A 12,811-nucleotide genomic window follows, 5' to 3' on the forward strand; every position below is an offset into this window, starting at 1 on the left:
CTGCGCGACGTAGCCGAAAACCGCGAACTCGGCGACGTCACCACCCTCACCGACTCCTCCGTCATGTCCCTCATCCAGACCCAACTGCCCACGGCACCGAACGAGGGCTGAACCAGTCGTGGATCGAGGCAGGACGCAGCTGATTCCGGCGTCCCGCCTCGGTCCACGGCGGCCGCACACGTGCGTCATGGCGAGCGGGACTCGCCGCGGTGGCTACTGGCCGCAGGCCACCGCCAGGGCCCGGCGGATACGGGCGGGCTCGTAGGTGGGTGCGGCGAGCGAGAGCACGACGAGGGCGGTGCGGCCGAGATGGGCCGCCAGCGCCTGGGAGGCGGCATTCGCGTCACGTGCCTTCACCGCCTCGGCGATCGTGCGGTGCTGCGCGCTCGTCTCGGCCTGCCATTCGAGCGGATTCCAGGAGACGAAGGCCAGACGGTAGCGCGTTGCGTGATCCGAGAGCAGGGCGAGCTCCCGCTCCATACGCGGACCGGACGGGTGGACCAACGCGCGGTGGAACAGCTCGTGCGGGCATTCCCACTGCTCGACGTCTCCGACGCGGGCCTTCTGGTCCATCTCTTCGAGCAGCCGGTCGAGTTGCTCGAGATGTGCCTCGCTCATGCGCGGAACGGCGATCCCGACCGCGAGCGCCTCCAGGGTGATGCGCATCGCGTACAGCTCGTCCAGGTCTTCGTTGCTGAACGTCGTCACACGGGCACGGTGCTGGGACTCCTGCTGGACGAATCCCTCGCGCTGAAGGATCCTGAGCGCCTCACGCAGAGGGCCGCGGCTCACCCCCAGCTTCCGGGCCAGTGCGACCTGAGACAGGGGATCGCCGGGGCGGAGGTCGCCGTGCATGATCTCCCGGCGCAGCGTGTGGTGGGCCCTGCTCACCTCGTCGGGGTGAGCGAGATCGTTCGCCACCTCGGCTGACTGGGCTGTCATGTTTGTCGACCTTTCGCGTATGTCCACAGGGCACCTGAACAGGCTTCTGGTACCACCGTAGCCGACATCGGCCACAACCTTGCCGACACTTTCAGTGAAGGCCTGCTCCATGTATGACGCCATGGACCAGAGCTCCCCACGAAAAACGGGCAGACCCGGAGGGTGTCATGCTCCCTCCGGGCCAAAACTGTCGACACTTGGCAGCCCTTGAGCTCGCCACCGACCGGGCAACCGGTCTGCCGTTCCGGACAGCCCGGGGCAGTGGCCGTGCGGCGGCCGGCACACCCCGCGGTGCGAGGGATGTGCACCGGCACGTCGCCGGTCCGGGGTGCCCGATGTCTCTCAGCCCCTCGGAGAGGGCTACGCGCCGACGCCACCGTACGAAGGCCGGCGGGACGGAGAGTCGCTCGCCGACCGGTGCTGGTTGCCCACGACCGTGTTGCGCACCTTCCCCAGGCGCTCGACCTCGACCTCGACCGTGTCTCCCGGCTGTAGGAGCTGAGGGGGCCTGCGGGCATAGCCGACTCCCGAAGGCGTACCGGTCGCGAGGATGTCGCCCGGGCGCAGGGTCACGGTGTGCGAGATCAGGGACAGTGTGTCTCCGACCGAATAGATCATCTGATCGGTTCGAGCATCCTGCACCGTCACGCCGTTGACGCGCGTCTGCAGCCTGAGGCCCCGGCTGAGGTCGCCGACCTCGGCAGCGGGGACCATCGGGCCGAGGGGGCCGGACCGGTCTCCGTTCTTGCCCAGGATCCACTGGGACGTCAGCTTCTGCGCCTTGCGCGAGGTCAGGTCGTTGAACGCCGCGTATCCGATGACGGACGCCAGTGCCTCCTCGGGTCCCGCGTCGACGAGTGGTGACCCCACCCAGGCGACGACCTCGCCCTCCCAGTCCAGGCCCTCCTCGTTGGAGGGCACGGGAACCTCCGCCCCGTCCACGGTCAGCGACCGGGTCCACCGGGCGAACAGAGTGGGGTACGGCGGCAGCTCCTGGTCGCGGAAGGACCCTTCCGCGGCGTGCTGCAGGTAGTTCAGCCCGATGCAGAACACGCGTGCGTCGGGAAGCACCGGAGGCACCTGCTCGACCGACGTGGCGGCGAGTGTGGGGCCTGCGGGCGGGCGGGACAGGTATCCCGCCGGGTCGGCCCAGAAATCCGCCAGCGAGGCGATGACAGTGACTTCGTCGCCGCTGTCGGCGAGGGCCGCGACCTCCACCCCGTCATCGGCACGCGGTCGCCTGATGCCCACTATCCTCATGTGATTTCCCTTCCTGGTCCTCGGGATGACTCCCGGGACCCGTCTCGGTCATTGCTGTTCTCGTGCCTCGGGTACCGGGCCGACCGTTTCGGGCGGTGGCCCGCACCGGGCGGCGGCGCCACCGTCCGGGTTCCTGGCGATCGGCGGATCATCCGGAGCCCGTCCCGGTCGGCCGGTCGGCGGCGGCGTCCCCCCGTGACCCGGTGTGGTCGTGTTCGAGGTGGTGCCGGATCAGGAGATCGGCGCCGAAGTCGTTGGAGGGGTCACGCCAGACGCTGTGTACGTGGTTGGCGTCGTCCTCGGCGTTGTCGAACTCCACGAGAGTGACCGGACCCTGGATTCGGAAGTAGTGCGGCTGCTCGATGGAGGTGCCGCCCGCCCAGGCGAAGTGGAGCTCCTCGACGCCGCCGGCAGCCGCGATCCGGTCCATCTCGAAGCCGACGAGGCCGGGCCGCGCGCGCTCGACGAACAGGGCCAGCAGCTCGTCGAAGTGCCGGCGCTGGACGGGTGAGAGGTCGCCGGCCCGGAAGCCCCGCGGATGGGCGCGGAAGTAGGCCAGGGCCTTGCGGTCCTCGTCGGTGATCATCGCGTCACGGCGGCCGACCCCGTGGTAGGCGGGGTACTCGACCTCGCCGACGGTCGCGACGGTCCGGGTGACGAAGTCCGCCGGCGGCCTGGAATGGATGACGGCCCGCTGCTGCTGGGGGCCGGTGAGACTGTCCAGGAGGACGTAGGCCGCGTCCTCCTCCTCGCCGAGGATGCGGAAGGGACCGAAGCGAGCAGGTTCGGCACCCAGCAGGAACGGGGTGGCGTTGACCAGGTCGCCGTCGACCACGGTGATGTTGATCGACAGGTGGTGGCCCACCAGGCGCCAGCCCCAGGTGCTGTCCGGCTGCGGCTGCCCGAAGAAGCTGAGGAAGTAGCCGCGCGCGTCACGGAGTGTGGCGGCGACGTGCCCGAAGAGGGGCTGGTTGAGCTCACGGAGCACGTGCTCGTTGGACATCACCTGGACCACCCGGGCGTAGGCCGGGATCGACATCGACTCGGCGATCAGCCGGTGCGCCAGCACCTCCTGTCCCCGGTCCAGGTCTCCGAGCGGCACACCCGGCCGGCCGGACTCCGGCAGGAAGTTCCAGTGGGTCCGGTGAGGGCTCGTCCAGGGCAGCAGTGCCCGCGCACGCTGATCGGCACTCAGCCCGTCGAAGAGCCCCATCGCCGCGAAGGTGATCGCCGTCGCGTCGAAGGACCCACCCTTCCGCGGCCGGTGCGCCTCCGGAAGCTCACCGTCGGGATGCTGATGTGGCGTTGCCGTCATGACGTTCCCTGCCTTGCTTCATTGGTGGTTGACCGTGTGCGGTGGTGCTGCTCACTCGTACGACCCGGTGCGCTGTCCGCCGTGCGGCCGCCCGCGCCCCGGGCGAGGGCAGTGGTGTTCGTACCACTGCCGCGGTGCCTCGTGGCCGCGGTTCGCGGCGGGGCTCCGGCGCCTCGGCATAGGGCTCCGGCCCTGGGTGCCCCTGCCCTCTCGATCCGTGTTCACTTGTGCGCCGCGTCGTACCGGTAGGGGCCGAGACACATGAACATGCCTGCGCAGACCACGCACACCACGGCCAGCGAGAGCATCGCCGGAGTGTAGGAGCCGGAACTCTCCCGGCTCGCGCTCACCGCGGACGAGGCGATCGCCCCGCCGATCTGGAACGCGGAGAACGCGATGCCGTAGATCTTGCCGTAGGCCATGCGCCCGAAGTGCCGGGGCACGAGGTAGCTGAGGACGTCGAACTCGGCACCGATCAACAGCCCGGCCAGCGCGGCGGCGATGAGACCCGTCACCACGTTCGGTCCCGCTGCGAACAGCAGCACCGCTATGAGACCGCCGGTGAGGTTGAAGGCCATGACCACTGAGGCCTTGAAGCGGTCGAGCAGCCATCCGGTCACGACCCTGGCCACGATGAGCGCGAGCCCGAGCGCGACCGGCACCAGGTTGGCGGTGTGTTCCGGGACGCCGGCATCGAGCAGCAGGGGTATCTGATAGACGGTGATGGAGGAGCCGACCAGCCCGAGCAGGAGGAACGCGCCCAGGATGAGCCAGAACGGCCGCCTCCGCGCCGAGACCTTCAGCGTGTCACCGCTGGTACGGACATCCGTTGTGCGGGGGCTCGGTTCCGTGATCAGGAAGAACGCGATCGGGAAGGCGATGAGCGCGACCGCCCCCAGCCCGAGGAAAGCCGTCCGCCAGCCGAACGCCCCGATCAGTGAGGCGGTGATAAGGGGGACGAGCACCGTGCCGACTCCGATGCCGGAGTTGGCGATCCCCAGTGCGAAACCGAGCTTGCGCTCGAACCAGCCTGCCGTGAGCCGGAGGTAGGAGACCGGCCAGAGACCCAGACCGCAGACGGGTATGAGCGCCCAGGCCAGGTAGAACACGGTCAGGTTGCCGGGCAGGAAGTACATCGCCATCAGGGACAGTCCGAAGACAGGGGAACTGCACAGGATGACGCGGCGGCCTCCGTACCGGTCGACCAGGTAGCCCTGCAGAGGCGAAATGATCATGACCGTGATGCTGAGGAAGGAAGCGGCCAGGCCGATGTCGGAAACGCCCCAGCCGAACTCCCGGTGCAACGGGGCGATGAACGCCCCGAACGACATGACCGTGAGGACACTGGGGCCGACGGTGAGCCCGAGCGCGGACGCCATGGCCGTGCGCCACCCCGTCGCCTCCCTGACGCTGCCGGACGGGTCTTCGCTTACCGGGATGAGCGTTGCTGACTTGTCCATGGTCATGCGGAATCCTCCTTGATTCCCCTTGTGGAAGCGCCCTCCCTCTCGCGCCGACGGGTCCGGTCACCGGACCGTCGGCCTGACCGCGAGAGGTGGGGAGCCGTCTCCACCCTGGCCGCCCGGCAGTTCGAGGACCTGGTCCCTGCGGGCCGGGCGATCCGCGGGCCCATCGACGTCTACCTCGCTCGCGTCGCGGGCTGGAGCGCCTGACGCAGACGTGAGACGAAGCCGGGGATCTCCTTGTGCTCGCCGGCCGCGAAGACGTAGAAGTCCGGCCGGGCGAGAAACACCTCGCACCCGTGCTCGGCGAACCAGCGCTCGTAGGTCCCGTCGAGATCCTGGAGGCCGCCCCCGCACGACACGTCCGCGATCACACCACCCGTCTGCCGGAACCAGGACGCGTCCTCGTCGCTCAGGTGCGCGGCGGGGTCCCCGGCGCGGCTGATCAGCTGCCAGCCGCCGCCGACGACGTCGTCGAACAGTCCCTCCCGGTCAGCGGTACGGACGCGCCCCTGCGGCGCCAGCCGCCCCTCGGCGTCCCTGCCCGGGATCGTCAGCGACGGCTCGCCCAGACGCGGGTGCGGAGGCTCCCTCGTGACGGCGCCGGGATCGGACGAACGCTTCTTCATCTCGGCGTCCCGTGCGGCTGCCCGGTCGACGTCGAGTTCGCAGATGACGCGACCGGCGGCCACCGCTTCGTCGATGATCTCCCGGACGTGGCCGGAACGCTCCGGCCCGTACGTGTCGAACACCGTCGGCATCGCCAGCCCGTGGTGGACCATGGCCAGCCGCCAGGCGAGCGCGCGAGCGTCCCGCAGGCCGGAGCACAGCCCCTGGCCGAGGAAGGGAGGCATCAGGTGGGCCGCGTCGCCCGCGAGGAAGACGTTCTCCTCGCGCCAGGTGTGCGCCCACCTCCCCCGGAACGTGTAGACCGCGTGCCGCTCGAGCCGAGCGGTCTGCGGTGTCACGCCCCAGGGCGCCATCAGCTGCCAGGCCGTGCTGTCCCGGCCCAGTTCCTCCACGGTCGTGTCCGCGCGGCGCATGAACTCGAAACGACGGCGCCCCGGACCGCTGTTGACCGCGGTGGCAGGCTGCGCCGGATCGCAGTACTGCGTGACGAACGCGCTCCACTTCTCCTCGGCCAGCGGCTGGTAGTCCACCACCAGCCAGTCGGCCTGGAACCCCGAGTCGCCGACGTCGATGCCCAGCCGGGAGCGCACCGCGCTGTTGGCTCCGTCCGCGCCGATGAGCCACTGCGAGCGGACCTCCACGGTTTCAGCCGGGTCATCCGTGCGGGTGACCCGGACGGACACGCCCCCGGGGTCCTGCACCAGGTCCTGGAAAGTCCATCCACGGTGAACTCGCACGCCCGGCGTGGCGATCGCCATGTCTTCGAGGGCCGCCTCCAGGTCGGGCTGGTAGAAGCCGTTGGTGTTCGCCCATCCCGACTCGGCGACCCTGTTCCAGTCGATGGCCTGCAGGAGCTCGCCTTCACCGTTGCGGAACTCGTACCCGCCTCGCTCCCCCTGGGACGGTTCGAACAAGTGGGCGTGGTCGTCCATGAGACCCGCGGACTGCAGGATGCGGAGTGCCTCGTGGTCGATGGTGCACGCCCGCGGCAGCGGGTACCGCTGCGGCCAGCGCTCCACGACGGACACCTGCAGACCGGCCTGACCGAGCAGGAGCGCGGTCAACAGGCCCACGGGGCCACCGCCGACGATGAGGCAGTCGACCACCGGCCGGAGGGGGACAGCAGCGTCCGGCTCTCTTTGTGCCGTCATTCCCCCGGCCCTCCTGCCTCGATCACGTCCGCGCCGGCGGGCCGCGCGTGGGCGAGCGGTGCCGGCGAGCCGGTCATGGTGGTGTGGCCGGCCCGCTTCGAACCGGGCCCGTGGGTGTCCTGGGGCAGCACGACGCACTTGTGGTGCGGTGAGGCCGCCTGTGCCCGCCACGCGGCCGGGAGTTCCTCCAGCGAGACGGTGCGCACCTCCACCTGCAGCTCGTCGTGTGCGAGGGCGGTCCACAGCCAGGCCAGCGCCGGCTGCTTCTCGCGCAACGGGGTGTGCAGGCCCGCGAAGCCGGTCAGGGTGAGCTGCTTGCCGCGGAGCAGCCCCGCCGGCACCTGCGCGGTCGCCCCGGCCGGGTTCCCGATGTTGATCACCCTGGCCTGTGGTGCGCACGCCCGCAGCGCGGCTTCGAGCGGCATCCCGTAGACACCGTCGAGGACGACGTCGACCGGCCCGGCCACCGCCGACAGCCGAATGGCGAGCTCGTCCACGCTCTCGCCGGCACGCAGGTCGACGACGTCGTCCGCACCGAGGCGGAGGAGGCGTACCAGCGCTTCCCGGTCACGGGCGACGCCGATCACGCGACCCGCTCCGCTGCGGTGTGCCACCTGGACCGCGAGCTGCCCGACAGCGCCGGTGGCGCCCAGCACCAGTACCGTCTCTCCGGGGCGCAGACCGGCTTCCTCGATCAGCGGCATGTACGCAGCGGTGCCGGAGTTGCCGACGGCCGCGGCCAGCACCGGGTCGAGGCCGTCCGGCAGCGGCAGGAGGTTCTCGTCGGCCATGACCGTCTGCGCGGCGAATGAACCGGGCGTGTGCGGTGAGGCCTGGCACTCGCCGTAGACCCAGGACCCGGGCGCGTAGAGGTCCGAGTCGATCACGACGCCCACGCATTCACTGCCCGGGACGTAGGGTGCTTCGTGGCGAGCCGAGTGGAATGTTCCGGAGGCGATCACCAGGTCCAGCGGATTCAGCGGCGCCGCGACCACGGCGACGCGCGTGGTACCGGGCGTACGCGGCGGCAGTACCACCGGCCCCAACCGCGGTGCACTCCCGGGGGCGTCGACGATCGCCGCCGGGGTCTCTCCCGGGCGCGCGTCGTCCGGCCAGTGCTCGATCTCCATCGTTCAGCCTCAATTCCTCACAACCGTCGGACGGCACGCATGCTGGTGCCGGTGGGTCTCCGTCGCCCGGAGAGGACGACACGTCGCCTCGTCAAACGGTGGCCAGACGCCGGAACCGGCTGGCGTGGTAGACCAGCGGAGAGGTCTCGGGGGCAGCGCTGAGCCCCTGGATGCCGAGCAGCACGATGTCGTGATCCCCGCAGGCGACCTGCTCGTGAATCGTGCAGTCGAGCCACAGCGTGGCGCCGTCCACGAAGACGCTGCCGTCGTCGGAGGCGAACCAGTCCACGCCTGCGAAGCGGTCGCCCCCCTTGCTCGCCAGGCGGGCGCAGATCTCGTCCTGTCCCTCGGCCAGCACGCTCAGCCCCAGTCGGGGCTGCTCCCGCAGCTTGGGCCATGTCGTGGAGGTGTGCTGTATGCATACGGATACCAGCGGCGGCTCCATCGACACGGAGGTGAACGAGCTCGCGGCCAGTCCTACGGGCTCGCCGTCCCGGTAGGCGCACAGGGCGGTGACTCCGGACGGAAAGCATCCGAAGGCCTGCCGCAGCTGGTTGGCTGCCGTCACCGGCTCGATATCTCTCACCGAGATCTCCTTCTCCGACTGCGCGGGTCGTCCCGGCCGGCACAGACGTGATGTGTAGGGGTGTTGTCGGACGTGGTGCGGGGTGAAACCGTCAGAACTCTGCTCGCGGAGCACTTCCGTCCTCAGGACGGACCACCGGACCGGTCAGGCGGGGGAAGGAGCCGGCGGAGTCCCCAGCCATCCCCGGATGGCATGGCCATCGGCGTCGAGAACGGGCGGCGGGCGGTGGCTGACGCGGGTGGTCTCCGTCTCGGCGCCGTCCGCGTCGACGGTGTAGGTCCGCAGAGCTGATCCCGGCAGCGAGATCTTCCCCAGGCTCTCGTGCTCGATATCGACGAGGAGCCCCTGCGAGCGGGTCTGCTCCCACTCGTAGACCTCGTCGAGGGTGCGGACCCGGCCGGCGGGGATGTCGATGTCGGCGAGTTGGTCCAGGAGGTCGTCCGGCCCGTGGTGGGCGAACGCGGACTCGAGCAGTGCGGTGAGACCGTCCCGATTCGCTATGCGGTCGGCGTTCGTCGCGTAGAGCGGGTCGTCCGGCGTGATGTCGAAGGCGAGGCAGAGGCGTCGCCACATGGCGTCGTTTCCGCAGGCGATCTGCACGCTTCCGCCCGCACAGCGGAACAGTCCGTACGGAGCGATCGTCGGGTGCTGGTTCCCCTGCGCCCGGCCGACCTCCCCGGCCACCGTCCAGCGCGTTCCCTGGAACGCGTGGGCTGCGACGACGGAGGCCAGCAACGACGTACGTACGATCTGCCCCTGGCCGGTGCGGTCGCGTTCACGCAATGCCGCGAGCACGCCGAAGGCGCCGTTCATGCCGGCGAGCAGATCCGCGATCGGTACCCCGACGCGCTGAGGGTGGGCGGGGTCGGATCCGGTGAGGGACATCAGTCCTCCCTCGCCCTGTGCGATCTGGTCGTACCCGGCTCGACCGGCTTCGGGTCCGTCGTGCCCGAAGCCGCTGATCGACAGCACCACCAGTCGCGGATTGAGTTCCATCAGCCGCGTGGTGCCGAATCCGAGCCGCTGCAGCGCACCGGGTTTGAAGTTCTCCAGCAGGACGTCCGCCCGCTGGATGAGCTGACCCAGCAGCCGTGCGTCCTCGTCCCGCTTCAGGTTGAGCGTGATCGATTCCTTGTTCCTGTTGCACGCCAGGAAGTAGGTCGACTCCTCCGTGCCGTCATCGGCCTGGACGAACGGCGGGCCCCAGGACCGGGTGTCGTCCCCCGCGTGGCTCTCGACCTTGATCACACGGGCGCCCAGGTCACCGAGCATCATGGCCGCCTGGGGTCCCGCGAGCGCGCGGGTCAGGTCGACGACGAGCAGTCCGGCGAGTGATCCGGTCATGAACGGGCCTCCGGTGTGCGGTACGAAGGGCCGGCCGGATTCGGGCGGATCACCAGCATGCTCGCGGCGAGGTTCGTGCGGTTCTCGACGCTGCGAGTCGTTCCTGCGGTGAGGCGTGCCGCGTCGAGGGCGTGCAGAACATGGGTGCCGCCGTCGGCGTCGGTGAGGGTGAGGGTTCCGGTCAGCACGAGGTAGAGCGTCTCGATCGGGACGGGCGACATGTCGGCCCGCCCTCCTGGCACGTAGTGCGACAGGGCCACCGTCACGGCACCGTCGTACTGCTCGCCACCGAACAGATGGACGGGTCCGACGCCATGGTGGCCAGGGGGCTGGAAGCGCGCGGCCTCATTGAGATGGGTGATGTCTATCGGCACGGTGGGCACTCGATTCTGGCTGGACGTGCAGGCCAGGGCCTTGCAAGGGCAGACGATGGCGACCGCCGGTCGGCGTCCACGGCGACAGTGAGGCACACGCAGAAGGCGGTGAGTGCCTCCTCCGGGCCGCCATCGACTGGCTGGGGTGGCTCGACGGAAAGGTTGCGATCAGGAGCACCATAGCTGGAGCCGGACCAATTCTGTCAACATTTTGGCCGCCCTACATCCATTGGCCATCCCTCGACAGTTCCGATCGAGGCGCCGGAACGGCCACGTAACCCGAACAATCTCGGGCAAAACCTCATATCCCCACGACTTGGCGACATCGTCATCCAGCCGCAAACATCAATCCTGTTGACATTTTTTGGTCGACTCTGACTATGCTTCCTGTGGCTGCATGCCTCCTGCTGGGCTTGCAGCCACCCACGGACGACACGTGTCCGAGGCTGTTCCGGCCCAGCGGTCGCCGCGAGACGCGACCAGCCGGCGCGAGCACGCCCCCGCGCTCGCCCGCCCGGTCCTCACCGGCCGCGTATCAGCGGGGAACGGCCCTCGGCGGGCAGGGGGCCCACGCGGCCTTGCGTCCCCCTGATCGCCCCACGCCTCTCTACTCTGTTAGGCCTCCATGACAGTTCTGCCTGAAGACGGGCTCCCGCTCGCCGCCGAGTTCCCCGACGCCTCACACGAGCAGTGGCAGGCCCTCGTACGAGACGTCCTGCGCAGGTCGGGTGACGAGACCCCTGGAACCCCGGCCGAGGACGTCCTGTCCACCGTGCTGGAGGACGGACTACGCGCCCGCCCCCTCTACACGGCGAGTGACACCGCTCCCGACGCCGGGTTCCCCGGCCACCCGCCTTTCGTACGCGGCGGGCGGGCGGAGGGGAACACGGCCGGTGGCTGGGACGTACGCCAACGGCACGCGGTGGCCGACAGCGGCGCCCTCCTGGCCGACCTCGAGAACGGCGTCACCTCCCTGTGGCTGGCGGTCGGCGCCAGGGGTATCCCGGTATCCGCACTCGGAGAAGCGCTGAAGGGCGTCCACCTCGACCTCGCACCGGTCGTCCTGGACGCCGGCCACGAGGTGGCGCGTGCCGCGGAGGAACTGCTGCGCCTGCACGAGGAACGGGGCATCCCCAGGACCGCCGTACAGGGCAATCTGGGAGCCGATCCACTGGGTGACGAGGCCCGGACGGGTGAAGCGGGGGATTCGGCGGCGCTCGTCCGCCTGGCGGGACAGTGCGCCGTGCGGTACCCGGGCCTGCGGGCATGCACGGTGGACGCGCTGCCGTACCACGAGGCCGGTGGGTCCGCGGCACAGGAGCTGGGTTGTTCCCTGGCGACGGGGGTCGCCTATCTACGCGAGCTTGCCGCCGCGGGCATGAGTGTCGCAGAGGCCTGCGGGCAGTTGGAGTTCCGTTACGCCGCGACGGCGGATCAGTTCCTGACCATGGCCAAACTCCGTGCGGCGCGACGGTTGTGGGCACGGGTGGCCGAGGTGTGCGGTGCGAGGGGAGCGGGTGCGCAGCGCCAGCACGTGGTGACTTCGCGGGTGATGACGGCGCGCCGGGACCCGTGGGTGAACATGCTGCGCACCACGGTCGCCACGCTGGCCGCCGGGGTGGCCGGAGCCGACTCCGTCACCGTGATGCCCTTCGACAGCGCGCTCGGCCTGCCGGACGCGTTCGCGCGCCGCGTCGCCCGCAACACCTCCACGGTCCTCATCGAGGAGTCCCACCTGTCCCGGGTGATCGACCCCGCCGGCGGCTCGTACTTCGTGGAGCGGCTGACCGACGAGCTCGCCGAGGCAGCCTGGGACGCCTTCCAGGAGATCGAGCGGGCCGGCGGCCAAGCCGCCGCACTGCGCTCGGGAATGGTCGGCGAGCGGCTCGCCGCGACGTGGTCCGCACGCAGCACCCGACTGGCCACGCGGCGCGAACCGATCACGGGCGTCAGCGAGTTCCCCCATCTGGCGGAGCGGCCGGTCGTCCGCGAGGCAGCGCCCGATCCGTTGTCCGGCGGGCTTCCCCGGGTGCGCCTCGACGAGGGGTTCGAAGCGCTCCGAGCGCGGTCCGACGCGCACCTCGCCGCTACCGGCGCCAGGCCGCGCGTCTTCCTGGCTCCGATGGGCGCGACCGCCGCGCGAACCGCACGCGTCACCTTCGCCTCGAATCTGTTCCAGGCGGGCGGAATCGAACCCGTCGAAGGCGGCACCTTCGAGGAGAGCGGGACCCGGACGGCGTGCCTGTGCTCCGGTGACACGCTCTACGAGGAGCAGGCCGAGGCCGTGGCCGGCGAGTTGCGGACGGCGGGTGCCGAGCATGTGCTCCTCGCAGGCCCCCCGGGTCGGTACCCCGGCGTCGACACCTACGTCTTCCAGGACTGCGACGCCGTCGCGGTGCTCTCCGCCGCCCTCGACCGCATGGGAGTGCGCTGATGTCCATCCCCGATTTCTCTGGGATCGAGCTCGGAACCCCGAAGGCCGACGCCACCGCCGACGAATGGCGTGCGGCACTCAAGAGAACGGCCGGCCGCTCCGAGGGTGATCTGCTCTGGGAGACGCCGGAGGGCATCGACGTCAAGCCGCTGTACACGGGGAAGGATCTGGAGGGCCTGGAC

At 70.1% G+C, this 12,811-nt stretch carries 11 protein-coding genes; 2 read left to right on the forward strand and 9 right to left on the reverse strand.

All coding sequences use genetic code 11. The features are described 5' to 3' along the window. Window positions 1-213: 213 nt before the first annotated feature. The 9 genes from ACFUNE_RS37285 to ACFUNE_RS37325 all read right to left on the reverse strand — a co-directional run bounded on the left by ACFUNE_RS37285 (window position 214) and on the right by ACFUNE_RS37325 (window position 10,195). Complete coding sequence (locus ACFUNE_RS37285; RefSeq protein WP_383577414.1) at window positions 214-942, reverse strand: GntR family transcriptional regulator; 729 nt, start codon at window positions 940-942, stop codon at window positions 214-216. A gap of 360 nt (window positions 943-1,302) precedes the next feature. Then, a complete protein-coding gene (locus ACFUNE_RS37290) occupies window positions 1,303-2,202 on the reverse strand; it encodes a fumarylacetoacetate hydrolase family protein (RefSeq protein ID WP_383577415.1) in 900 nt (299 codons plus the stop codon). A 148-nt stretch (window positions 2,203-2,350) separates the two neighbouring features. Beyond that, the gene (locus ACFUNE_RS37295; protein WP_383577417.1) at window positions 2,351-3,517 is read right to left on the reverse strand and encodes a DUF3500 domain-containing protein; all 1,167 of its coding nucleotides are present in this window, start codon (window positions 3,515-3,517) and stop codon (window positions 2,351-2,353) included. 221 nt (window positions 3,518-3,738) lie between these two features. Next, window positions 3,739-4,983 carry an MFS transporter gene (locus ACFUNE_RS37300; RefSeq protein ID WP_383577419.1) on the reverse strand — a complete coding sequence of 415 codons (1,245 nt, stop codon included), beginning with the start codon at window positions 4,981-4,983 and terminating at the stop codon, window positions 3,739-3,741. Window positions 4,984-5,156: 173 nt separating this feature from the next. Further along, complete coding sequence (locus tag ACFUNE_RS37305) at window positions 5,157-6,761, reverse strand: bifunctional 3-(3-hydroxy-phenyl)propionate/3-hydroxycinnamic acid hydroxylase (protein ID WP_383577421.1); 1,605 nt, start codon at window positions 6,759-6,761, stop codon at window positions 5,157-5,159. Then, complete coding sequence (locus tag ACFUNE_RS37310; protein ID WP_383577423.1) at window positions 6,758-7,891, reverse strand: zinc-binding alcohol dehydrogenase family protein; 1,134 nt, start codon at window positions 7,889-7,891, stop codon at window positions 6,758-6,760. Before ACFUNE_RS37310 ends, ACFUNE_RS37305 begins: the two co-directional genes overlap by 4 nt. A 91-nt stretch (window positions 7,892-7,982) precedes the next feature. Continuing rightward, window positions 7,983-8,477, reverse strand: a complete 495-nt coding sequence (locus tag ACFUNE_RS37315; RefSeq protein ID WP_383577425.1) for a flavin reductase family protein — start codon at window positions 8,475-8,477, stop codon at window positions 7,983-7,985. A 144-nt stretch (window positions 8,478-8,621) separates the two neighbouring features. After that, window positions 8,622-9,821 (reverse strand): CaiB/BaiF CoA transferase family protein, encoded by a 1,200-nt coding sequence (locus ACFUNE_RS37320; RefSeq protein WP_383577427.1) that lies wholly within the window; start codon window positions 9,819-9,821, stop codon window positions 8,622-8,624. After that, entirely contained in the window at window positions 9,818-10,195 is a 378-nt protein-coding gene (locus ACFUNE_RS37325; RefSeq protein ID WP_383577429.1) for a cupin domain-containing protein, read from the reverse strand. Before ACFUNE_RS37325 ends, ACFUNE_RS37320 begins: the two co-directional genes overlap by 4 nt. A 625-nt stretch (window positions 10,196-10,820) precedes the next feature. Between ACFUNE_RS37325 and ACFUNE_RS37330 the strand changes: the two genes are divergently transcribed. Beyond that, on the forward strand, window positions 10,821-12,629 hold the full coding sequence (locus ACFUNE_RS37330; RefSeq protein ID WP_383577431.1) for a methylmalonyl-CoA mutase family protein: 1,809 nt from the start codon (window positions 10,821-10,823) through the stop codon (window positions 12,627-12,629). Further along, window positions 12,629-12,811: hypothetical protein (locus tag ACFUNE_RS37335; protein WP_383577433.1), on the forward strand; the 183-nt coding region annotated here is incomplete at its 3' end. The genes ACFUNE_RS37330 and ACFUNE_RS37335, both read left to right, overlap by 1 nt.

This window comes from Streptomyces sp. NPDC057287 (genome assembly GCF_042667905.1).
Classification (GTDB): Bacteria; Actinomycetota; Actinomycetes; order Streptomycetales; family Streptomycetaceae; genus Streptomyces.